The organism is Algoriphagus sp. (assembly GCF_030694375.1).
Classification (GTDB): domain Bacteria; phylum Bacteroidota; class Bacteroidia; order Cytophagales; family Cyclobacteriaceae; genus Algoriphagus.
Map to the genome: position 1 here is coordinate 41677 of NZ_JAUXYL010000044.1, position 24956 is coordinate 66632.

General features: G+C 34.4%; 16 protein-coding genes. All 16 read right to left on the reverse strand.

Translation table 11 applies throughout. The features are described 5' to 3' along the window. Positions 1-547: 547 nt before the first annotated feature. Positions 548-1516, reverse strand: a complete 969-nt coding sequence (locus Q8M62_RS18220) for a glycosyltransferase family 4 protein (RefSeq protein WP_304901207.1) — start codon at positions 1514-1516, stop codon at positions 548-550. A gap of 125 nt (positions 1517-1641) precedes the next feature. Further along, entirely contained in the window at positions 1642-2781 is a 1140-nt protein-coding gene (gene wecB / locus Q8M62_RS18225; RefSeq protein WP_305668235.1) for a non-hydrolyzing UDP-N-acetylglucosamine 2-epimerase, read from the reverse strand. A gap of 146 nt (positions 2782-2927) precedes the next feature. Beyond that, positions 2928-3635: an FkbM family methyltransferase gene (locus Q8M62_RS18230; RefSeq protein WP_304901209.1), complete on the reverse strand. Its 708-nt coding sequence runs from the start codon at positions 3633-3635 to the stop codon at positions 2928-2930. A 121-nt stretch (positions 3636-3756) separates the two neighbouring features. Next, on the reverse strand, positions 3757-4653 hold the full coding sequence (locus Q8M62_RS18235; RefSeq protein WP_304901210.1) for an NAD(P)-dependent oxidoreductase: 897 nt from the start codon (positions 4651-4653) through the stop codon (positions 3757-3759). After that, on the reverse strand, positions 4646-5863 hold the full coding sequence (locus tag Q8M62_RS18240) for a glycosyltransferase family 4 protein (protein ID WP_304901211.1): 1218 nt from the start codon (positions 5861-5863) through the stop codon (positions 4646-4648). The genes Q8M62_RS18235 and Q8M62_RS18240 overlap by 8 nt, the downstream gene beginning before the upstream one ends. A gap of 36 nt (positions 5864-5899) precedes the next feature. Continuing rightward, a complete protein-coding gene (locus Q8M62_RS18245; protein WP_304901212.1) occupies positions 5900-7036 on the reverse strand; it encodes an N-acetyl sugar amidotransferase in 1137 nt (378 codons plus the stop codon). A 70-nt stretch (positions 7037-7106) separates the two neighbouring features. Next, positions 7107-7865: an AglZ/HisF2 family acetamidino modification protein gene (locus tag Q8M62_RS18250; RefSeq protein ID WP_304901213.1), complete on the reverse strand. Its 759-nt coding sequence runs from the start codon at positions 7863-7865 to the stop codon at positions 7107-7109. Beyond that, positions 7859-8479 (reverse strand): imidazole glycerol phosphate synthase subunit HisH, encoded by a 621-nt coding sequence (hisH, locus tag Q8M62_RS18255; RefSeq protein ID WP_304901214.1) that lies wholly within the window; start codon positions 8477-8479, stop codon positions 7859-7861. Before hisH ends, Q8M62_RS18250 begins: the two co-directional genes overlap by 7 nt. A 4-nt stretch (positions 8480-8483) precedes the next feature. Next, positions 8484-9932, reverse strand: coding sequence for a phenylacetate--CoA ligase family protein (locus Q8M62_RS18260; protein WP_304901215.1), 1449 nt, complete (start codon positions 9930-9932; stop codon positions 8484-8486). Beyond that, a complete protein-coding gene (locus Q8M62_RS18265) occupies positions 9874-10896 on the reverse strand; it encodes a glycosyltransferase family 4 protein (protein ID WP_304901216.1) in 1023 nt (340 codons plus the stop codon). Before Q8M62_RS18265 ends, Q8M62_RS18260 begins: the two co-directional genes overlap by 59 nt. After that, entirely contained in the window at positions 10868-12238 is a 1371-nt protein-coding gene (locus Q8M62_RS18270) for a hypothetical protein (RefSeq protein WP_304901217.1), read from the reverse strand. The genes Q8M62_RS18265 and Q8M62_RS18270 overlap by 29 nt, the downstream gene beginning before the upstream one ends. Continuing rightward, positions 12238-13320, reverse strand: coding sequence for a glycosyltransferase (locus tag Q8M62_RS18275; RefSeq protein WP_304901218.1), 1083 nt, complete (start codon positions 13318-13320; stop codon positions 12238-12240). Before Q8M62_RS18275 ends, Q8M62_RS18270 begins: the two co-directional genes overlap by 1 nt. Before the next feature lie 23 nt (positions 13321-13343). Then, positions 13344-14471: a UDP-N-acetylglucosamine 2-epimerase gene (gene neuC / locus Q8M62_RS18280; protein WP_304901219.1), complete on the reverse strand. Its 1128-nt coding sequence runs from the start codon at positions 14469-14471 to the stop codon at positions 13344-13346. Positions 14472-14580: 109 nt separating this feature from the next. Beyond that, complete coding sequence (locus Q8M62_RS18285; RefSeq protein ID WP_304901220.1) at positions 14581-15618, reverse strand: N-acetylneuraminate synthase family protein; 1038 nt, start codon at positions 15616-15618, stop codon at positions 14581-14583. Next, on the reverse strand, positions 15605-16303 hold the full coding sequence (locus Q8M62_RS18290) for a cytidylyltransferase domain-containing protein (RefSeq protein ID WP_304901221.1): 699 nt from the start codon (positions 16301-16303) through the stop codon (positions 15605-15607). The genes Q8M62_RS18285 and Q8M62_RS18290 overlap by 14 nt, the downstream gene beginning before the upstream one ends. A gap of 52 nt (positions 16304-16355) precedes the next feature. Then, a complete protein-coding gene (locus Q8M62_RS18295) occupies positions 16356-24938 on the reverse strand; it encodes a PKD domain-containing protein (RefSeq protein ID WP_304901222.1) in 8583 nt (2860 codons plus the stop codon). Positions 24939-24956: the final 18 nt, after the last annotated feature.

The window sequence follows — 24956 nt, forward strand, 5'->3', positions numbered from 1 at the left end:
TCTATCAATTAAGATAATTGATTAATCCGAATCTGTCAGTTTAGAATGACTTCAGAACTTTTAATTTGTGAATATTAAATATTTAATCAGAATTTTGAAAAAAGGGAATGATGAATCGACAGTAATTGGAAAGATTAACGCTGAAGGACTTATTTTCCATTGTTCAATTATGAATTGGAATAAACAGAAAATCAAATTCCCCTATTTTCATAGGAGTTTTTTTACTCAAAAAAGGCTTCCTAAGTTTTTAAAACATTCAAAAAATACCCTATATAGGGTATTTACATCCTAGTTTTTTTAATCCACCTTTGGAGCGTGTTAAGTTTTAAATCAGGCAATAGCCAAACTAAAAGGCCTCTGGATTCCAGAGGCCTTTTTTATTATTTGAGGGTAACCTAAATCAAGTTGAGACAAATCAATTCAGGCAATCAGCGCAATTAGGGATTTTTTGCTATTATTTATAAGACCAAAAAACTGACTCGCCAAGCAAATAATTAGCGAAGCGGGTACTTTTTAAATCATACTCGAATAAACTTTTCAGGATTTTTTATTTTTCAAAAACCTGATACCTTTTAATAAGTGGGAATTTTATCATCAAATAGATTAAGGCTGTTGCTATCAGAATGACTGCCGCTACTATTGATGTTGGGTAAGATTGGGGATAAATGAAAAAAATCACATTAACCCCGATTTGAATGACCGCAAAAACTAACGATATCAAGACATGATCCTTTTTCAGTTGATTTGCGAAAATCTGGTAAAGATGCGTTCGGTGGGGTTGAGAAACATTTTCTCCTCGAATGAGGCGCTGTCCCAAGGTGATAAAGCTATCAGCACCATATACTAGAAGAAAGAGGATAATTGTCCAATTATTTGAAGCCAAGTACCACTGCACTAGAAAGTAAATCATCAAATATGCCAAAGAAATACTTCCTATATCACCAGCAAACATAAATGCTTTTTTTCGAAGGTTGAAAATCAGAAATACCAAAATCGCCAAAACGATATATTGAATCAAATTTTCATCAAAAACAGGCATATATTCATGAATGGCCAAAAGAGATCCGAAAAAAACCAAACCATATAACCCGGTTATACCATTTATGCCGTCCATAAAGTTGATGGCATTTATAATGCCCAAAGCCACAAAATATAAGATGGGTAAAACCCACCAAGCTTTTTGATCAAAGACTCCCAAATCATAAAAAGCCATAGAAATTGCCAGAAATTGAACCCCAAACCGAAGTTTTCTGGATAGGGTGAACATATCATCTAACATACTGACCACCGAAATCCATACTAAACCCAACACCATCCAAGTGTTTAAAAAATCAAAGGAAACCCACCAAAGAATTACCGCAACAGGAAAAAGGATTCCTCCACCACGGACTGTAGGAATGGTATGAGAGGATCTCTCATTGGGATTGTCAATTATGTTGAATTTATTTGCAAAATGTCGATAAAGAATTGCGACAAGCAATAGAAATAAAAAAACAATTAAATTAGATAAAGTCATTTGGATAGAAATTTCGGAAAATAATTTAGTTTAAACACAACAAAGAAAAAATAACAACCCAATTAATATTCATTATTGGTCATGGATTTAGTATTAAAATAATAAAACATCATTTTTAAAAAAAATTATTGATTATGTAAAATTTCAAGAATTTTACTTCCGGAATTACCGTCTCCAAACAACGGAGGCAAATTGGAAGGTTTATTAAAATTTAAAAATGCATTTAAAAGATTGTCCCTGCTAGCTCCGACTAGAATATTCCAACCCTTCTCAATTGTCTCTATCCATTCAGTCTCATCTCTTAAGGTAAAGCATGGAATACCAAAAAAATAAGCTTCTTTTTGTACACCACCAGAATCAGTGAAAATACATTCGGAATTTTTTTCCAATTCCAACATACTAAGGTAACCCAAAGGCTCTATGACAATAATATTTTGAGGGACACTTATTCCAAATAAATCCAATTGCTTTTTTGTTCTGGGATGAAGTGGTAAAATAATTGGCAAAGGAATTAGGCCCAAGCCCTCAATAATTTGAGAAAGTCTAAATTTATTGTCCGTATTTTCAGCTCGATGAATAGTGGCTAAAGCAAACTTATCAAAATAAAATTTACCCTTCAAGAAACCAAGAATATTTTCACTAATTATTTCCTTATAAAAGAGCGCAGCATCAAACATAATATCTCCAACCATATAAACGCCTCTTGTTAGACCTTCATTTTTAAGTTTATCTATTGCATCTTGCGTTGGAGCAAATAAAAATGATGAAATACGATCAGTCAGAACTCTATTCTGCTCTTCAGGCATAAGCATATTGTAACTTCTTAAACCAGCCTCTATGTGAATTACTGGTATATGCAATTTACTAGCCGCTAAAGCACCAGCTAATGTAGAATTAGTATCTCCATATACTAACAAATAATCAGGCTGTACTTTAAATAATAGTCTTTCTATTTTAATAAGCATCTCACCTGTCATTTTTCCATGATTACCGGAACCTACTTCTAGATTAAAGGCCGGTTTAGGAATTTTCATTTCATCAAAAAAAATGTCAGACATATTTTTATCATAATGTTGACCAGTATGAACCAAAATTTCCTCAAATTTCTTATTCCAAATATTTGTTTGGATCAATCTGCTTAACACCGCCGCCTTAACAAACTGTGGTCTTGCTCCAATTATGGTTAAAATTCTTTTCATTTTAGAAACTAATATTAGTAATATATAAGAAGTTTGAAAGATTATAATTGAAAATTTATCATACATAAATTTAGAAAAAATTTTAGAAATAGCATATTTCGATTTAATTTAATAACGTATGAAAAAAAATAATATTAATTGAAACTTTAAATAAACTTTTTTTTTAAACCTAATTCAGTTGTTTTATTAACCTTTTCAATAAATCTAAAAAATTAGGAAAGAGTGTCATAAAAATCAGTTCTTAGGAAAATTAAATTTCCAAGAGAACGATTCGTTAAGGTTTTTGAAACAAGCTGGTAACCTTGACTTTGAAGGAAACTGGAAATATCAGAATTTAAATCATCTTTAAGGTTATTACTAGACTCAACCATTACAATATAGGGACGGTATTTAGTCCAATTATTAGACTTTAAAACATCCAAATCGAATCCTTCTACATCAATGTCAAAAAAAAGCAATGGTAAATCGTCCAAAATAATTTCATCCAAAATTTGTGAAAGAGGTTTTAAATTAACCTCTACAATCATATCAATGTTATCCTCCAAATTATTTTCCTTAATAAAATCATAATTAAATGTATTTAGAGAAGAATCTTTCTTAATATAATAGTAATTCAATTTTGAAAGATTCATTCCAACTCCGCTTAGAATAAATCTATCTTTGGGACGAATTAATCTATACTCATCTACTAATCTTGGATTAGGGTCAATACAAATCCCTTGAAAACCTCTCAAATAAAAATAATATGTATTGGAATAATTGATGGGATCCCAACACCCAACATCCACAAAATACCCTGATTTATATTTTTGAAGAATTTTTGCTAAAACTAAATCTTCACCAGATTTAGAAAAACTAATATTGTACCTTTTGAAAATAAATTCTTTTACAGAGTTTAATATAATATTTTTTTTAAACATAATTGTAATATAGCATTATATCATGAATACAAATACAATAAAATAAAAATGAATATCATATATTAATCAATCAAATTCCCTTGAACAAAATGAAAATAAAAGATTAAAATATAATTATAATTTAAACCCATTTATTTAACAGCACATTATTAGGATCCCAACCTAAATCCCTTTTCGCATTATCATTAGAAAATGTGAGATCTGAGGTGATTTTTTGAAAAGTATTGCTATTTATAGGAAATTTTGAAATAAAATCACCAATTTTACCTAAAAATTTTCCTAGAATAAATGGAATACTTTTTGGGTAGGGTTTATTCAATTTAATACATATATACCTTTCCAATTCAAAAAAGGATGGATGACTATCATCGCATAGATTATAGGTTCCTTTATACTGTGAGGTATTTAAAATAAATTCAGCTATATCATCAGCTAAAACCATACTTTTTCTGGCACTCCCAGAACCGATTCTAAAGTATCTGCCATTTTTAATATTTCTAATCATTTTTCCTAAATTTCCAGGAGGATTATACCCAACTATTAAAGGCAATCTAAAAATCAATATTTTGACATTATACTTTTCTCCCCATTCTTTCAAAAAATTTTCAGCTCTTATTTTGCTTACAGAATATGGGGAATCACCTTTTAGTGGAGTCGTTTCTAAAATATTATTTCCTTGAGATAGTCCATATACAGATACTGAACTAATAAATAAGAACTGTTTAGGATAAATACCAAGTCTATCAAATCCATCACACAAACTCTTAGTACCTGCAAAATTTGTTAAAAAAAATTCATTTTTCTCATATTCTGTTGAAGGAATAGAATGAGCTTTTCCAGCTAAATGAATTACTCTTTCTACTGGTTGCAAATCAGGAATTTGAGATCTAAGATCACAAATTAAATCACAGGAATTCGACCTGCCCAGGGTAGTGAAACTTATTCCTTCCCTCTTAAAAGCCTCAACTACGTGAGTTCCAAGAAATCCGGAAGCTCCTGTTATTAATACTTTATTCATTTGAAAAAATTCTCAGGTAATCATTAGAAAGAGACTTGATATTGTGAAATTTTTCAACATATTTTTTTCCTTTCCTGCCCATTTCATTCCTTTCATCATCTGACATTGAATAAAATTGATTGATGCCATACACAATAGCCTCAGCTGAATCAGGCCTAACAATTATACCTCCACCTGATAATTCTACCGGGTCTTTAATTAAATTATTTGAATCAAGAATTGGTTTACCTGCAAGCATATAGTCAAAATATTTATTTGCCGAAACACCATGCTTATATAATGGACTGTCATTGCGTCCAACAAAACAAATGTGAAAATAACTCAAAATAGTCATCACCTGATTTTTTTTTATCTTATCGAGAAAAAGAATGTTATTTAGGTCTTTTGACAATTCTCTCAACTCCATTTTTAAGGATCCTTCACCAACTATAATAAAAAAGAACTCTTCCCTACTATGGAGAATTCTTGCAGCCTGTACCAGGTATTCCAATGCATTAGCTAATCCAATAGTTCCTGTATATCCTATTATGAATTTATTAGAAGGTATTTTCGAAATTATTTCAATGGGAAGGGGTTCAGGTTTTATAGAATTAAAATCCAGACCGTTTGGAATGTACTCAAATTTATAGGAAGAACCTGGAATTACCTGCTCAAAGTGACATTTGGCATTAGGAAGCAAGGATACAATTTTATCAGAGTATTTATATCCAAATTTTTCAAACCAACCAATAAAAATTACAGCGGGATGAAATCTGGAATAGTCCCCCAATTCAATTAAAGTAAGAGGCCAAATATCCCTTATTTCAAACAATAGCTTAAAACTATTGTATCTTTTCTTTAAAAGAAAGCCGGATAGAATTGAGAAAATTGGCATAGATGATACAATAATCACATCTGGTTTACCCGCCTTTTCTATTGGTACAAAAAGTACTTTAATAGCAAAAATAAAAAAACTCCAGAACCTTAACACTGAATTAGCTTTGTATTTTGGTGTCTTTATCCAACAAAACGTTCTTCCTTCAATTTCCTCAAAATTAAATTGACCCGGTGCAATCGGAAGATTTTTAAACATATGATTATAGGAGCCTGAAATAATCGTAACCTCATATCCCATTTCTAACCAATACTTTGCGAAAAAAAAGTGCCTTTCTCCCCAACCGGAATCTGCACTTCCAGCAAACTGGTTAATTACCCAAATTGTTTTTTTCATCAATCAGAAATCAATTATACAAATTGAAATGTAAGTTTAATTATGCATTATATTCAACTTCCTAAAAGCCAAAAGAACTTTTCGAAATTTTGATTCCAAAAAATAAATATTAGGGTAATCCAATATGCTTTTGACAGGGAGTTTCATTATATCATCAAATTCACTTTCGCTAATTCCGAATTTCTTAATAACATATTCCTTATCCTCTGCCACAAGTTTGGGGTCAGCAATTGGTTCTTCAAGTAATTTCAAGGCTTCCTCCCTTGTAACCTCTCCTGTAGACATTATCAAACAGGATAAGTGGGCTTTTCTTTTATCTATACCGAACTTTATCGGCAAAATATAGGATTGAAAAAACCTGGTGTAAATAGATTCATAATGTTTTCCACCGTAGTTTCTCCAATCCAATTCTTTTTCGATTATTTTAATTGCTTCGCCTTTTCTAAAATCTATGTAATTAAGAATTGACACATTTTTTACTCCTAAAAAGATATTGCTATATAAAAATTTAGTAAAACTAAAATGAGGAAAATTTTCCAGGCTCTGAGTCCCAAATATTTTTTGAACGTTTTTAATATACTTCCAATCCAAATAACCCCTTGCCCATGATTTAGGAAGCATCCCTTCGTTCCTAAAATTCATTCCACTAATGATATACTTGACACCAAACCTTTTAGCAGATTGATACATTAAGGCCAATATCGCGTGATCGGTCGGTATTTCACCATCGGGAGTAGAGGCCTTCAGAAAAGAAAGTTGAAGGTCTTTAAACATATTCCAATCAAGGACTTCAGTATGAAGGTCAATTCCAAGTTTATTTAAAATATTTTCAATATTGTTTACCGCCAACTCAGAATTCCATCCATTATCTAAATGAACTGCCAAAGGCCTAAGCCCCAGACTCTTTACCAGCCACGCCGTATAGGTGCTATCTACACCTCCACTTACACCAATAATACAATCATAATTTTTACCTTTACCTGAAGCTTTCATTTTATCAACAAGTAAATCAAGTTGTCTTTTTCCAACTTCAGGAGAAGGAATTCTTATTTTTAGCTTTTCGGTAAATTCATAATAATAATTGCAGACACCGTTTTCATCAAACGTTATATCGGGATCCGATATGTTGTCCATAACTGTTTTTGTGCAAATTTGATAAGAAGGATTTTGCATTTGACTAAATTTAAATTATAGATGACAAATAAAACTAATACTGAAAAATAGATTGGTGATAATAATAACCTCAGGACAAATACTCTTCCAAGGTCTCAGGTGAAGGATAACTAATTAACACTGCCTTATGAGGACCATGATACACAAAAAAACTTCCGGCTGCAATTCCGGACGCCCCTCTGTCTTTGGCATTTTTAAAATCTTCTATTGAACCTGCTCCACCACATACAATTAAAGGAATAGATATACCGGATGAAATTTTTGCAATAAGTTCTAGGTCAAAACCTTTCATAATTCCATCTCTATCCACAGAATTAATCATTATTTCACCTGCTCCGGCGTTTTGGCAAGAAATTGCATGTTCCAACACATCCAAATCGATAGTTTTGTTATTCACATGACAGAAAATTTGATTTTTTCCCCAAAAATTTTTCTTTACATCAATGCAGACAACAATACTCTGGTTTCCAAATATTTCGGCAGCTTCAGAAATTAAAGATTGGTTTTCAAGAACTGCGGAATTGATTATAATCTTTTCTACGCCGATTGAAAACAGTTTTTGGATGTGCTCCACTCTAGATATACCTCCACCATAAGCAAGTGGCATAAAACACTCCGAAGCAATTTTTTTTACTAGTTCAAAATCAGGAGTTCTATCTTCTTTGCTAGCTTGAATGTCCAAAAATATCAATTCATCAACCTGTTTATCATTGAAGATTTTTATAGCATTAATTGGATCTCCAAGGTACTTGGATTTATTAAATGCTATTGTTTTAACCAGGCCATTATTTTTCAACAATAGAACGGGAATAACTCTTGATTTTAACATGGAATATTCATAAAGTTTTTTAACAACATCATGCCAAATTTATGACTTTTTTCAGGATGAAATTGAACACCATAAACGTTATCTTTCCAAACAGAAGAAGAAAATGAAATTCCATAATTTGATTCAGAAGCTATATACATAGGATTTTCCGCCTCAAAGTAATAAGAATGCACAAAATAAAATTTAACTTCTTTAAGTATATCAAAATTTAAATATAATGGACAATTAGAATTATATTTGAGTAAATTCCACCCCATGTGTGGAACTTTTAAATCATCATCATTCGAAAATTTAAGGACACGACCATCAATTAATCCTAATCCCGGTAATACCCCTTCTTCACTGCTTTTAGCCAATAATTGCATCCCTAAGCAAATTCCAAGAATTGGAGTTCCTCGAGAAGATTTAGACCTAATCAAATCAATTAAATGTAAAGATTCCAAATTTGAAATAGCTTTATCAAATTTACCAACTCCTGGCAAAATTAATTTTTTAGCATTATTTATTATTTGAAGATCATTTGTAATAGTGGATGAGTATCCAATTTTTTTAAGAATATTACTAATAGATCCCAAATTACCCATTCCATAATCTATAATTACAACATCTTCCATTTTCTTAAGAATTTAAAAGAGAAATAACAGATTTGAATTTCCCATTCTTTGTCCTTGGGATTTCATTCATATAATTAAGGCCTATAGTTACAGGTCCCAATTGAGATTGCATTCTCATTTCAATTAAACTAACTTCATCTACACTCAATTCGCCTTCAGAAACAATATTAATACTGAAATCAGTTAAACTATTTTGAACAACTTGGGCTTCCTTAATTGACATAATATCTACAAAAATTCCATGAAATCTATTTATTCTTCTACCATCAAGTCCTACAACAGTATCTTCAATTCTACCCACAATTTCATCAACAACAATCATATTTCTACCACAAGCACAATTTTGATTTTTACTTAAAGTAACCAAATCCCCCATTCTATAGCGAATTAATGGTTGATCAAAATTTAACAACCCAGTAGATATGATTTCTCCAGTTTCTCCGGGCAAAACTGGCTCTCCTTCATCATTTATTATTTCGACAATCCCAACATCAGGCACAATATGTAGAGTACCAAATTCACATTCTGAAATAAGATTACAGGCTTCTACCCCATTATAAGAATCGAAGGTTTTACAACCATATACTCTAAAAAAGGTTTCCCTCATTTCATTTGTCAATGGTTCACTTGAGGTAAGTACAGCTTTTAGACGCGGAGCTTCAATTCCTTTCTCTTCAATCATCTTTGCCAAATGAAAATTAGCACTGGCATAACCTGTCATGTACTCTACTTTATGTTTAAACATTCCTTCAACATAATTTTTGACAGTAGAGGGAGAAATATGATACGCAGAAAAATATGTTTGTTTTTCAATAAAATTATATCTGTAATAAGGTCCTTTAGCATTACCTTCCTTTAGTATTCTCCTCCCACCGATTACACCCCTTGGAGTTTTATAATCAATATTTGCCCAATAATTGATTCTTGATTCAAAAATGGAGAAATAAGTTTGATGCATTCGTAAAGAATATCTTGTTTTGGTAGGCGTACCTGTGCTTCCACTGCTACTGTAAAATTCACCAGAAGGCTCCAAAGAATCAGACAATAAATCAGAAACTCCCTGTTTTCTATAAATTTCTTTATTAAGAAAAGGAATTTTTCTTAGATCTTCTATTGAAAACCGAGATAAATCATATTTTTCAATACCTAGCCTAATAAATAAATCCTTATAATAAGGGACAGTATCAAAGGAATGAATAAGTAATTTTCTTAAAAGATAAGTTTGATAATTATTCCATTCAGAATAGGAAAAATATTCCCTATCCATACATGATTTTAATTGTTTAGAAAAAACTCCACCAAACCTCCTATTAAACCAATATAAGCCAAAAATGGAAATTCCAAAATTTTGAATTGGAACCGGCAAATTACCATATATCTTATTTACCAAATTATTAATGTTCATAGCAACCCAAAATAAATTTCCATTGATCCCTAATCCTTTTCCAATCAAATTCCTCGGATTTTTTACGTCCCAAAACACTCAACTTATTGGACTCAATTGGATGCCTTAAAAGATAATCTATCCTTTCAGAAAGTTCTTCGTAATTATCATTTTCCACAAACACTACCTCGCTATTTGGAAATAGATCGGGAATCCCACCAACACTAGTAGAAATAACACACATCCCTAAAGCCAAACCTTCAATTAAAGAAATTGGTGTGTTATCTATGGTAGGATTGGAAACCATGATATCAAAATTTATACTTAAATCGATCCATTCTTTTTTGTGGAGCTTCGATTTAATTTCTACATTTCCTATCAAGTTATTGCTACTAATAAATCTTAAAATTTCCTCATAATACTCCTCATTACTATTGCCAAGAATTAACAAATAAATATTAGGATATCTAACTTTTAATTTTTGAATAGCCTTTACAGTCATCAAAGGGTTGTAAGGATTATTTAAACCTCTCAGGGATAAAATATTAGGACTAAGACACTTCCTCTCTAGAAAATCATAATTTTCCAGGTTTATAAAATTTGGAATAGTTTGTATTTCAAATCCTTTACCCACAAAAAAAGAAGTGAGATAATTTGAAGGAGCAATATTATTATTTGAATTCAAAAGCATAAACTTCAACATTCTAGGATTTCTACCAAAACGATGAGGAAGGTTCCCCCCATGAAGGTATAAAATATACTTTTTATTAAACAAAAATGATAATAAAGAAAAATAAAATGCGTAGTAAAATGCTAATGTAGAATAGACATCTATAATAATTCTATGAGATAAAAAACCATATCTAAAAAAATAAAAATTCATATGAATAAACCTGAAATACTGGTTTTTAAATCCAGAAGCTGAATAAACTTCAGCAAAATCGGACAATAATGGGACCATATTGTCAATTACACTTTGACTTTTTGAAAAATCACCGGTTTTACTACCTAGGTAAAGTAATTTTCTTTTCATTAATCACTTGAATTAAACTAATTCCAATTAGTAAGGGAGTAATATAAGTTCTTGTCGCTGCATGAAAGGTGGTAAACCATCCCAAAAACAAAAATGAAAACAATAGCCCCTTAAAAATATTTTTGTTGTTCATCCTATATACTACCCAAAATAAATAAAATATCAAAACAATGAATAAAATACCAAATATTCCATGTTCAGCAATTAATCGACTAGCCTCAACATGCGCAACAACTCCCCGATGATCCTCTCTTAGATATTTAGAAGCACCTGCACCAACTCCCAAAAGACCATAATCAAACAATAATTCCAAATCACTTTCAACAATAGAAATTCTATCAGAGCTTAAAGTATTCAAAGTCTTAACCTTAGAACCAGCAAGCGTTCCTTCAGTTTCACCTTGATACCGAAGAAGCAAAAGACCATTTGTTAGGTAATTTGCAGTAAAAGCACTCATACCTAGGAATAAAATTCCAGGTATAAAAAACTTTTTTACTTGATTTATATTTGCATTATCAAGTGAGGAAACCGAACTCCTAGTCAGAAAATAAATTACAATAAGAATCCCTACAACACCACCAATAATACCCCCTCTTGAAAAACTCAACAATCCTTGAAAAGTAAATAAAATAAAAAAAATCAAATCAAAATACTTATTTCCAGAAAGGGAAATTTTATTTAACCACAAATAAAATGTGATCAACATACCAAAACCAAAAACAGTTGCAACTTGGTTGGAACCAAACCCCCCAGTAGTTTCAAAGTTTGCGCCAAGATTAAAATCAATTGAGGCTAAATCAGGAGTTTTTATAATTGTATATGACAAACTACTAATCAATGGCAACACCAATAAAATAATTATAAGTTTAAAACCCCTAGGGGTAAACTCTTTACCATAGAAATACCATACAGCCAAACCAATATTAATAGCACCAAAAACGTTAAATCTAATGTCTGAATTATCTACAAAACCGGAATAATCATAAAAAAAAGATGGGAGAAGTAACAAAAATAACGAAATACCAATTATCTTATGTTGTTTCTTTTTAAACAATCCTAATATCAACAAAAACATCATTAAATATTTCCCCAATTCATAAGGTATGTACGGAGAAGACTTAGCCATTCTGGATATAATCTCAAAAGAACTCAAATAGACGATAATGAAAGCCAATTTTGAATTTATTTTTTCTTTTTCAAAAATATATGGAATTGATAAAATAAAAAATAGATAGAAAAACACAATTAGGGGAAAAGGTGAAAAAACTGAAACAACACCTATTCCAATATGGATAATTATCCAAATGAATGGATTTTTATAATTAAATAATGATCTAACCATTAATATGACAAAAGAGGGTAATATTTATCCAAAAACATTTGGGGTCCGTAATTCTTTTCAATCTCACTTTTTAATTTTTTACCTAAATTAATCCGTTTATCAGTTTGATTAATTAAATCTAACAAAGTTTCTGCCAGAGCTTCAGAATCATTTGGCTCAACTATTTTCCCAAATTCTCCATGTCCCACCACTTCACTGCATTGTCCTACATCGGTAACTACTACAGCTAGACCAGCTAAACCATATTCTAACAGGCTGACAGGAAGTCCTTCAGAAATAGAACATAGAACTCCAATATCTGATGATAATAGAAGATCAGATACGTTATCAATAGGACCAAGAATTTTAATTATACTTTCTAAATTTCGAGAACCTATCTCATTAACAATAGAATGAAAGTAGGCATCATGAAAAAATTCTCCTGCCAATAAGACCTTAAACGAATTCTCACTATTAAGTTGAGACAATAAATCAATTGCTCTTATTAGCGTTAAATGATCCTTTTGAGGCCTAAAATTTGCTAAACATAAAATAGTTAAATAAGCAGAATTATCAATTGTTTTTTCAATATTACTTGGTTTCAAAAAAGAAAAATTATTAATAAGAAGAATCTGATTCGGATTAATTAATAAATTATTTTTAGCCCATGTCACCAACCTATTATTTACTGCTATACATCCATATAAATTCCTGGATAATAATCTTAATAACCTTCTGTCTTTATTTTGAAGATTTTCACTCAAACCATAATGATCGTGAAAAATGAGATTAAATCTAAATTTTAATAATTGTTTAATTATTAAACACCAGTATACTGAAGAGGAATGTGCATGAATAACTTCAGGATTAAATCTTATTATTAGTTTAATAAGTTTTAAAAATGCAAATATATCTAAGGAATTTTTCTTTCCGAGAAAATAAAAATTTACATTTGATTCAAGAAAATTTAATAATGGCCCCTTTTCTCTACTTGATATAAGCAAAACATTATGACCATCTTTCGCGAGAACATTAGAAATATTTACTGCCATTCTTTCGGAACCACCAATACTTAATGAGTCTATAAATTGAATAATTCTCAAACCGATATTTAGTTAAATATATCCTATATGTCTTTAAAAAGCTTTTGAAGAGAGGTATCCCATAATGGCTCTTCTTTTAGAATCGAAAGAAATTTTTCATCACTAGAGCCATCACCAAATGTCATTTGGACCATCCCTACTGGGTTTAATTTAGCTTTGGAAATACCTTCTTTGATTGACTCATATGAATAAGAGGTGTGAATAATTGACGGGCTTTCTGCCCTATTATTTTGCCTTGTACCAATGTTAACACTAGGTAATCCATAATAGGGAGCTTCCCTAATTCCAGCACTACTATTCCCGATCAAAAATTCTGAGTTCTTCAAAAATGTTAAAAAATATTCAAATCGAAGAGAAGGGTAAATTTTAATTCGTTCATTCCCATCTAATCTAGCATATTCTTCCAATATTCTCGAACTTCCCAAATCATTATTGGGATAAATAACAAGATAATTGCTATTGTCAGCAAGAATTACATCAACCAAAGTCTCTATTATATTTCCTATTTTTTCAAACTCTGTAGTAATTGGATGAAACATCAAAACTGCATATTTTTCAAAAGGAACTTGATAATACGACTTAGCCCTTTCAAGAGATGGTAAATCGTTTGAAAACATAATATCTACATCGGGTGATCCAATAACAAAGATCTGATTTTCTACTTCTCCCATTTGAATTAACCTTCTCTTTGCCAGATCATTAGCAACAAAATGAAAATGGCTAAGCTTAGAAACTGAATGCCTGATCAATTCATCAATTGTACCTGACACTTCTCCCCCTTCTATGTGTCCAACCAGTATATTATTTAATGCTCCAACAATTGCACCGGCAAGAGCCTCAACACGATCTCCATGGACTATAATAAGGTCAGGTTGATTTTCTTTAATGAAAGAAGACAATCCATCTATTGTTTTTGATAAGGTTAAATCCATGGTAGTTTCGGAAGTGTAATTTATAAACCTGAAAATATTTTCAAATCCAGATTTTTCAATTTCCTTAACTGTCATCCCATATCTTCCTTGCAAATGCATCCCAGTGGCAAAAATATGAACCTCAAAAAGACTTGAATCTACACATATCCTTATTAAGGATTTTAATTTTCCGAAATCGGCTCTTGTACCACTTAGAAATAATATTTTTTTCTTTGTCATGTGTTTATAATTTTTTCAAAGGTCAAAACTGAAGGCTTTTAGAAAAAATTCAGTCTTGATCGGACCCCTTGCACCATACCCTCCTATCTCAGGCCTACTCGATTTCTTATCATGAAAAATCACTCCATTTGATCTGCTTCCCTGCTTCAATATTTATTGTGGCTTTTTTACCCAAAATAGAATTATAAAATTCAGCTTTAATTTCACCAGTTCCAGGTCTTTTTACCCATATGTTCTCTTTTGTGAGGAAATCTCCCTTTTTGATATTCTGAATTGAACAGACTGAAGCAAAAGCAAAATCAATAGTTACCTGCTCTTCCCGAGCAGGCTCTTTAGTACCTCCCAACATTTGAAAAATTAAATTAGACCCATTAATAAGTTCCAAAGTTGCTTTTTCATCCATAGAACAAATAATATCTGGCCCTACTCTATCCATATGGTCTGTAAAATGACGTTCCAAAATTGAAGCCCCAAGGGCAACAGCAGCAAAACATGCATGATTACTTACTGTATGATCGCTAAGTCCAACAGGTATATCCGGAAATTCTTCCATAAGCTGTCTCATAGCTCCTAATCGAACCAAATGATAAGGTGTTGGGTACAAATTTGTTGTATGAAGGAGCGCGAATGGAACATCATACTTTCGCAATACAGAAACTGAATTCCGTACACTAGCCATCGTATTCATGCCTGTACTTAAAATTAGAGGTTTACCAAAAGAAGCAATATGCTCCAATAGGGGAATATTATTACACTCCCCACTACCGATTTTAAACGCAGGTACATCCATCCGCTGTAGCCTGTCAGCCGCTGCCCTTGAGAATGGAGTGGAAATAAAAATCATTCCTTTTGATTCCACATAGTTTTTCAATTGAATTTCTTCTTCCTCATTGAGAGAACATCGTTCCATGATATCGTAAATAGAAATATCTGAATTGCCAGGAATCACTTTCCGTGCTTCTTCACTCATTTCATCCTCAACAATATGAGTTTGATGTTTGATTACTTCAACACCAGCTCTTGCCGCAGAATCCACCATTTCAAAAGCAGTCTTAAGACTTCCTTCATGATTAATCCCAAGTTCTGCAAAAACAAGCGGTGGACACCCTAAACCCACTTCTCTATTTTTAATTTTAAATGTTTTCATTTGTAATTTTTAATAACGCTTCTGCAAATTGAAGATCTGAATATTCATCTATATCGATGGTTGACAGTACATCAAAAAACACTATTGGTAAGACATCCTCCCCAATTATTTTTCCTTGTTCAACCAGCGAACTTTTGGCAATATAAATGCACCCATTTTCGTAGTACAAGGGTTCTAAGTCCTGCATTCGTTGACCGGGGGTATAATTTTCCGGCATAAAATGTTTGTCAATAATTTTTCCGAATTTTTTATTCAAGGGGCTAAAAGTACATAGACTAGACCTATTTGATACATAAAACTCCTCTAAAAGTCTTGCCAATTCTCCTTTAGGTCTAAAGGGATTTGTTACCTGAAGCAAAATTACAGCTTCACATATGATGTTGTTTCTTTCAAAAAAATCCAAATGGTCCTGTAAAACGGCTACAGTTGGGGTAAGATCCTGGGCAAGGTTTTCATTTCTAGTAAATACCTGGACATGATAGTTTCTTGCTATTTCAAGAATTTCCTGATCATCTGAATTAACCCAAATCTGACTTAGAGGAATTCCCTCTTGGATTGCGTACTCAATGGAATATGCAATCAATGGTTTACCGTCTAAAAGTGCTTTATTTTTCTTAGGGAACCGTTTTGAGTTTTTTCTTGCAGGAATCAGTACTTGCACTGCACTTAAGAGATGATGCGACATTAAATTTATCTGTATAAAATATTATCGGGGATTTATAAAAGTTTGTCCGCTGTTATCGAATCAAAATAAATACACCGGCCTTTTCGCCAGTTTCCCCGGATCTGCTGACAAACCTGGCTTTATAAACGTAATTCCCGTTTGGAACTGATCTTCCATTCAATGTCCCATCCCAACCTCGGTCTTCAAGTGATGTTGCATGGTAAATCAATTCTCCCCAAGTGTTGAAAATGTAAAACTCCAAACTAGCTATTCCTCTAAATTGCGGCTTAAAATATTGGTTTTTTACTCCATCGGGTGTGAAGGCATTTGGCACCATAATTAAAAAATCATCAAAAACATTTACAATAAGCTGGAATTCTGATTGGCATCCAAATTCATCAATTGTGGATAAGATAACATTATATGTCCCCTTTTCCTGATATTTATGAATTGGATTTTTCTCAGAACTTGTTTGGCCATCCCCAAAATCCCAATTATAAAGTATGGCTTTCCCCACTGTTAAATCCTGAAATTGAACATCTTCCATAATCTGGATATCACCATTAGTGAAGATGTTTCCCCCACCATAGTCAACGAGGTACTCAAACATAGCCTCAAGCTTTTTATCCGCAATAAGCACTCTGATTCGTTGGGGTGCATTCCAACAATTAGTACCTTTAAGAGAACTGCTTACTCTATAGTCTCCGGATACAGACACTTTACCCAGATCATTTAGTTGCATTGCGGCTCCAGCTGGACTCAGAACACTATAGTTATAAACATTCGGATTAAATCCTTCAATAAAATCTGTAAGATTAACTGTTCCCAATGGATCACACACAATTGAAGGGTTAGACACCCGAAGTATTGGAATCCGGCTTACAGTAACTTTAACTTCCTTCGGATTTATTCCACATACCCCCGTTCCCGTTGCAGAGACAAAATAAGAATACGGATTTTCAGAGGACGCTAATCCTGTAATGGAGATTTTTCCATTAGAGGTAAATGAATAGGTGATGCCATTAATGGTACCTGGAATTATAGGGTTATTTCCCTGAGCATCAAAGTACCATTGAAATTGCGCATCTGTAATATTCTGCGGCACAGAAGCTACCAGTTCTACGGACTCTCCTTCACATATTTTTTTATCGGAGGATGTGATAGTGGTCGATACCTCAATGATTTCAATTTGATCAGGAAGTAAAACTCTACAGCCATTGACATCTTCAACAAAGAACATATAATTCCCCAGCCCAAGTCCAGAAATGACAATAATTCCGTCAGCAGAGTTTACATTGCCTGCAGATGATCCATTTTTGCTATACGTGACACGATATGGTGGCGATCCTCCGGTCAAAGTAAACCTCAATTCGCCGTTGTCAAGTTCGCAAGAGGTATTATCCTGCTCTATATCTTTGACTGCAAGTGGGGCTTGAGGTCCTTTCACTTCAATTGAACTTAGAGTAGACAAACATCCTTCCGCTGTTTTTACCTCTACTTCATAGGTACCGGGCTTAACATCAAAAACATTCGTATTGACAAAGGTTCCACCATTTAAACTATAGGTGTAATTTCCAGACCCCCCGCTTGCACTAACGGTGATAGTACCTCCATCTCCAAAACATGCCTCATCAATGACCACAACAGAAACTGAAGGAGTACTAGCGACTGTTACATTTCCCCTTCCCACAAAACCGGGACAAACGGTAGAAGCTGATGCCGTTACAAAGTAAGGATATGGCGTGTTAGCTGCCGATAAACCTGATATAGTAAGGGCTCCGGTTACTGAATTAATTTGATATATTCTTCCGTCAGATGCCGGATTCGGGCTACTGGAGATAGGCTGAGTTAATGATTGATCAAAAAACCATTGGAAAGTAGCACCAGTAGCTACTGGATCCAAGGTGGGAAGCAAAGTTGCTATTTCTCCTTCGCATATGACCTCATTATCAACTAAAACTTGAGTGGGTCCATCTACCATTTTTACAGAATTGGTAGTTAAACTGCATCCTTCAGCATCTTTAATTACAATTTCATAATCTCCAATAGAATACCCGTCCAAAGTAATGGCGGGATCAGAAGAAGTGATAACAGTTGCACTTACACCGTTTTTGAATACTTCTAATGTATATGGCAACCATCCACCTGTGATAGTGAGTGTTAATTTACCGTTTGATGCACCGCATCCCGGGTCAATTTTAGTAAGTGCAGAGGATGACAATGGCGCACTGGGTCCCTTGATTTCAAATTTTAGGTTTTGTGCGCATCCGGCAGGAGTTGCTATTGTTAAATCGTAAGTTCCGGGAGAAAAAGTACGAGATTCCAACGCTGACTGATCTACCGGTGGAGCTCCATTAACACTGTAGGTGTAGGATGAATTTGAACCTTTTGAAATCCTGACTTTCCCATTCGCATCTCCGAAACAAGAAATATTTTGGGTTTCAATTTCTACTTCAGGTGTATCAAAAACAATCACTTCGATTTCGATTTCTTGCCCGGTACATTCCACGAAGAAATAGAATTCGTAAGTCCCTGCAGGTAGCCCGTCTATTCGAAGTTCAGGATTAAGCCAATCTGAATCATCAATAGTATAAGTAACCCCTGGTATGGAAGAATCTGGACCATTCTGGATTAGACCTGCTTGGTTTGGACCAGAATACCATCTAACCTCTGTAGCAGCAGCTGGAGGTAGTGAAGGATTAGGAGCGATGTGAATTGGACGAATTTCGACTGAATTACCCGTGCAAGCATTAATCGGTGGAACAACTGCATAAACTGGATCAGATGACTGACCAATTACGAAGGAAAACTCAGCATCACAACCCTCAGAATCTGTAATTAATAAAAAATAAGTATCTGGCGACAAATCAGATGCACCTGTCAATCCTCCAGTCACAACTGTGCCAGTAACAGAACCTTTTCTCCATTCAACATTATAACCACCCCATCCCCCTGAAATGACTAAATCTCCAATGCTTCCATTATCCAAGCCACAAGAAGCTCTTATGATAGTAGGAGTATTGATGGAAATAGCTTCTGCTGGCCCCACTACTTCAACATCTATCTCGGTCAAACAACTCAGATCATTTCGAATTGAAACGGTGTATGAACCAGCGGCAAGATTTGAGTAAGAGGTGGAAACTGCAAAGGGTGATCCATTCAAACTAGTCTCAAAATTTCCGTTCCCTCCAGAAGGAGTTATTAAAATCGATCCATTAGTATCACCAAAGCAAATGATATTTTCTACAGCAATGGTAGCAGTAATTTCAGGATATACCTCAACAGTTGCGGATTCCACTTTAGAACAAATACCCGAACCCGATATTTCAACATAATATGTAAAATCTCCAATCTGAAGACCTTGAATGGTTAACTCTCCACTAGTGGGGTTTATTTGATAAATCACACCGGCCGCATCAGTTCCATTAGTTATACTTTGGGTCAAAGCTGCGTCCTTATACCATTTTAAATTAGGTACCACAGGTAATGCTGTAGAATAAGTAGGCAGCAAGACAGCATCTCCACCGACACAAATCACCTCATCAAGCGGGTTCATGTTAACATCTACACCGTTATCATTTACCAAAGTCAACAAATTTGGGGCTGTCACTTCGCAATCATTTGCATCAGTTACAGCTACGCTATATGTCCCCGGAGGTAGGTTCCTGAGTTCAACTGTTTGCCCATTTATGCTGGCGGTATATCCCGTGAGTGGATTTCCATTTACCAAAATTGAATAGTCTGGTGATCCTCCTGTTACATCAAATTGGATACTTCCATTTGACTCGCCACAAGTAGGATTAGTACCCTGAGGATTATTAATAATTAATTCATTAGGCTGGGAAAGGGTAAAAGGGAAATCGTATGTACAAGGAGAACCATCTTCCTGGGCCCGTACGGTGTAAGTACCTGCAATCAGATTTTCAAAGATCCCAGTGGTATTACTTACCCCAGTTTCAACTATTGTATAAGTGATCGGGCCTGAGGGAACTACAGAAGTTAGCCTAATTGATCCATCATTTCCTCCGAAACAAGAAACATCTTCAAAATCAAAAGTGGCAACTATTTCAGGGAAAATTTGAACTTTTACTTCTTCAAGTTTGGTACAAATCCCTGGTCCGGAAATTTCCAGATAATATGTGTATTGACCGACAGCAAGGTTTTGAATACTCAGGGCACCAGAGTTATTAATTTGATAAATTACATTACTTGGATCCGGATTCGTACTAGAGACAATTTGGTCTGTAGAAGCTTGATCTTTGTACCACTTAAGCTCCGCACTCGTTGAAAGTGCTGGATTAAATACAGGGACCAAAACGACAGTTTCTTTAAAACAAAATTCCACATCAATAGGATTCAAATTAACTTGAACTCCTTGGTCATCCATTAATACAAATGCACTTGGTAAGGATACAACGCAGCCTTGGGCATCCGTCACTTCTATAGCATATGTTCCGGGGGCCAAATCTGAAACTTCAAATACTTGCCCTGCCTGTGCAAATGCATAGGTTGAAATTAGATCCCCATTAATAAATATTTGATAATCAGAAGTTCCACCAATTATCTCAAAGGTGATTTGTCCATTTGCTTCCCCACAAGTTGGATCAGTAGAGCTTGGATTGATCAACTCTAATTTTTCTGGTTGCGTAATCGTAACTTGGAAATCCGAAAAACATGGGGAACCTGTTTCCTGAATTCTAACTGTATAAGTCCCTGCTGTCAATCCTGTAAAACTCCCCGTAGAGTTGCTTTGGCCTGTTTCAATTAGAGTGAATGTGTTTGAACCTGAGGGGTCAACAGATACTAACTGAATTTCGCCATCGTTCCCATTGAAACAGCTAACGTTAACTTCTTGAAAAACAGCCTTAGGAATATTGAGAACTTGAATTTCTGACTCTATTGGTGGACCAGGACAAACCAAATCTCCACTTACGCTAAGATAATATTTGTAGGAAATATTTGATGAAACAAGTCCGGAAACGGAAAGAACTCCATTAGTTAGGGAATAAGTTACACCATTAATAACATCTCCATTTTGAATTGGAACAAATTGTCCAGGGCTTGTTGGGTTCTCAAAGGACCAATTATAAACTGGACTAGCCCCAATAGTATTACTGACTACTTCTGGAGTTAAGATGGCAGTTTCACCCTCACAAACTTCAATATCTTGCACAATAAAAACTGGAACTTCAGTATCAAGAATGGTTTCAGTACGAGAAATTAAGCATCCATTTGTATCCTCAATTTCAACCAAATAATTACCAGGAGCCAAATTTGTAATAGTATAATCATTGCTTGACCCCACTGTAACATTGGATCCTAGGGTGGATATACCAGCTCCGTTGATATCAATCTGGTAAGTGCCAGAAGCATCAAGTGTACCTCCTCCTACAGTGAAGCTGAGTTCTCCATTTTCCTCCGCACAAGTTGCATCAGTTTTTGATGTGATGGCTAGGGATAAAACAGGGGGCTCAGATAGAGTAATTCCCGTAAGGATTGTTTCACATCCACTACTACTTCTAATGCTCAGCTCGTAAATTCCTGCTGCTAATCCCGAAAAAAGACCGGAATTCGAAGTGAATCCAATATTAACCCCATTATTTCCTGTTAAAGCATATTGAAAATCTGAAAGATTTCCCTCGGAAAGTTGGATTTGAATTGATCCATCAGATCCTCCATTACAACTTACCATATCCAAAATTGGATCACTGGGTTTTGGTGTTGGGTTTACTCTGATTTCAGCTGGAATATATCCCTGATCGCAAACCTTAGGCCCGGTGACTTCCAAGAAGTAAACATAAGGCGTTCCTTGAGGAGCAAGTCCAGAAACTGAAAGATTGTTACTTCCATCTATTGTGAAAGTAGCCCCACCTGCGGTGGCTCCGTTAATGATTTCAATATGATTTCCTCCAGCTAAATAATACCACTTAAATATAGGGGTGCTGGTGGACTGGGTAATTGTCTGAGGAGAAACCATTGCAGACTCTCCTTCACAAATTTCGTCGTTGGTTGTAGCAAATACAGAGGCCTCATCTCCGGCAATTGTTATTTGTATACTTTCTTGACAGTCTTTATCATCCGTTACCACAATGGTGTAAGTACCCGCAGAAAGATCAGATAGCGTATAAATTTCACCTGATATTGCTGGATTACTGATTGGGCTACCATCAATTGTAATGGATTTATATGGCAGGTTACCTCCTGATAGATTAAATTGCATCTCTCCAGTTGGAGCATTACAAAAAGCATTTTCGGTGGGTCCAGGGGTAAGTGTAAGGGGTTGATCTGGCCCTTCAATAACAATAAGCACTGAAACAGAGGTACAGACCGGATTTGACGAAGTTGCAAAGACTTCATAATTTCCTTTTGCCAGACCTGAGAAATTTCCCGAATTATTGGTCATTAAAACAGCTCCATTGTCAGAATTGACTAACGAATAGGTAATCGCACTGGTTGGATCTTTAACTTCCGCGATTATATTACCTGAATTGTCAAGGCACCAATCATCGGCCGTTTTTGTTGCTGAAAAATCTAATTTAGGATATACCCTTACTCTTGCCTCGGTGATCACATCTCCCAGAAAAGGACAGAAATTCCCACTAGGATTGCTTTTCGGCTTCGCTTCCACGTAAAAAATGTAATCTTTGAAATTAATTCCGTCCGAGGGTAAATTTGAAATTATGATTTCCCTTTCATTTATAATTTCGAAAGAAACTACCTGCCCTCCGATTATCCGAGTACTTCCATTAGTGATTGGTAAATCCACTCTATTTGGAGATTCATACCAAAAGAATTCCGCACCCGAATCAGGACCAAATGAGCCATCTATTAATGGGTTGAAAGTAACATCCTGACCCTCACAAATTATTTGATCATTTAGGTCGAGCTCCACAGGTGTGCCTCTTTCTTTATCCAGAAAAATCTCAGCTACTTCTATTGGGCAACCTATGGCATCTGATGGATTATCAACTATTAACTTATAAGTTCCTAAGTTTAAATTGTCGAGAAAAAAGGATCTTCGATTTCCTCCCAAATCAAGGACAGTTCCCGCAGGTCCTAAATCGGTTTGAACCCCACCTGGGCTTGTATATACCCAATTAAATGTATAATTATCATATAATTCTCCTACAATTAAAAAGATGCTACCATCTTGCTGAAGATCGCAAGTAGGAAAAACAATATCTTCTGACTCAAGAACAGGCTGAGGTAAAACTTGAACAGTGATTTTTTTGGGATCTGAAGTTAATCCAAAATTATCCGTTACGGTATAGATAATCTCGGCAGTGCCGACAAAACCCGGATCAGGAACAAATTGAATTTGTACCTCATTTCCGATCAAATCAATATTATCGTCATAAAGCGGTTGTAAATCAGCTTTAAAAGTCCCACCTGTTACTTGTTTTTCAAAGTTTATCGGATTACATAATCCATCACAGGCCGAATTTCCAAAACCACAGTCATTCACAGTTGGGATAGAAGAATTAGAATTATTATTGGATGGAATGGGTTCCCCTATCTGGTATAGTTGAAGACAGCGTATAAATATAAATGCATCTTCATCGGGTAGAACTATTGGAAACTTAATCTCCAAACCAGATTCTACTACACATAGCTGAAAATCTTTATCCCCTGTATCAGGTAAGGAAGCAGCACTTATTTCTGAAACTTCAACTACCACATTTTTAATCTCATGAATATTATTTGCAGCACCTGTGGAAGCTGCAAATCCAATTTTCAAATCAGAAAAGGCCTCATAGGGATAAGGTACGTTTTCAAAAATCGGAACAATTCTGGGTCCTGTACCAGTATTTACCAACATATACATTGACAGTGTATATTTATTCGTCCCATCTGGCTTTAAATCTAAAAACACTTTCCTGTAGCCATCATCATTACAGGATTCTACTCTTTGAGGGTAAGGTGAATCAATGGTAAATTGGAGGCCAGGTGTAACACATATTACGCAGATATCATTGGTGTACTTGTGTAACTCTTCGAGATATGGATATCCTACAGACTCTGGACCTCTAACCAAAATTGAATGTAAAATTGGACTTATTATGGGTTTTGGCGGAGCAATTCCAGGGGCGCTATTTTTTGGAGAAGTATCTATTCCGGTAATTTTCCCTTCTGCAGAGTAGGCAAAGTTTCCGTATTCATCTAATGATACCGCGATATAGCCTCCTGACATACCTGGATTAGCCGGAAGTTCCCTTGGAGAATAACTTAAAGAACCACCAATACCACCTGGCGAAAAAGGCAACGGAGAAGATGGACCTCCATACTTTCCATCAAACATAAAGAAAATCATTCCATCGGCACTTAACGATGTAGTACTTCCATAGGAAAAATATTCAAATGAAACTTTAATGCCGTATTTAGGCGAAAAAGGAATATCAATAAAAGCATAACCGGTTTGATCCCCGACAGCTCGAGTTAGTTGCAAGGCCCCATCTCCCGCAGGAGAATTAGTCAAACTTGATGAACCGCCAAGAACTGTTTCTGCTCTTGTATTTCCAATCGTAGATGTAAAAGGTTCGCAAAAAGGAAAACCTTCTCGGGGTATTTTAATATTTTGTTGGGAATAAAGTTCTGGTAACAGCCCAAACAAAAGGGTTAAAATGAAAACTAATCTTAGGCTTTTAAAAGCTCCCATAATCCTGTAAGGAAATTA

What these genes read in the sequence shown, in the direction of transcription:
- Q8M62_RS18220 (WP_304901207.1), bottom strand. Translation starts at nt 1,516, where the DNA reads ATGACTTTATCTAATTTAATTGTTTTTTTATTTCTATTGCTTGTCGCA.
- wecB (WP_305668235.1), bottom strand. Translation starts at nt 2,781, where the DNA reads ATGTATGATAAATTTTCAATTATAATCTTTCAAACTTCTTATATATTA.
- Q8M62_RS18230 (WP_304901209.1), bottom strand. Translation starts at nt 3,635, where the DNA reads ATGTTTAAAAAAAATATTATATTAAACTCTGTAAAAGAATTTATTTTC.
- Q8M62_RS18235 (WP_304901210.1), bottom strand. Translation starts at nt 4,653, where the DNA reads ATGAATAAAGTATTAATAACAGGAGCTTCCGGATTTCTTGGAACTCAC.
- Q8M62_RS18240 (WP_304901211.1), bottom strand. Translation starts at nt 5,863, where the DNA reads ATGAAAAAAACAATTTGGGTAATTAACCAGTTTGCTGGAAGTGCAGAT.
- Q8M62_RS18245 (WP_304901212.1), bottom strand. Translation starts at nt 7,036, where the DNA reads ATGCAAAATCCTTCTTATCAAATTTGCACAAAAACAGTTATGGACAAC.
- Q8M62_RS18250 (WP_304901213.1), bottom strand. Translation starts at nt 7,865, where the DNA reads ATGTTAAAATCAAGAGTTATTCCCGTTCTATTGTTGAAAAATAATGGC.
- hisH (WP_304901214.1), bottom strand. Translation starts at nt 8,479, where the DNA reads ATGGAAGATGTTGTAATTATAGATTATGGAATGGGTAATTTGGGATCT.
- Q8M62_RS18265 (WP_304901216.1), bottom strand. Translation starts at nt 10,896, where the DNA reads ATGAAAAGAAAATTACTTTACCTAGGTAGTAAAACCGGTGATTTTTCA.
- Q8M62_RS18270 (WP_304901217.1), bottom strand. Translation starts at nt 12,238, where the DNA reads ATGGTTAGATCATTATTTAATTATAAAAATCCATTCATTTGGATAATT.
- neuC (WP_304901219.1), bottom strand. Translation starts at nt 14,471, where the DNA reads ATGACAAAGAAAAAAATATTATTTCTAAGTGGTACAAGAGCCGATTTC.
- Q8M62_RS18285 (WP_304901220.1), bottom strand. Translation starts at nt 15,618, where the DNA reads ATGAAAACATTTAAAATTAAAAATAGAGAAGTGGGTTTAGGGTGTCCA.
- Q8M62_RS18290 (WP_304901221.1), bottom strand. Translation starts at nt 16,303, where the DNA reads ATGTCGCATCATCTCTTAAGTGCAGTGCAAGTACTGATTCCTGCAAGA.
- Q8M62_RS18295 (WP_304901222.1), bottom strand. Translation starts at nt 24,938, where the DNA reads ATGGGAGCTTTTAAAAGCCTAAGATTAGTTTTCATTTTAACCCTTTTG.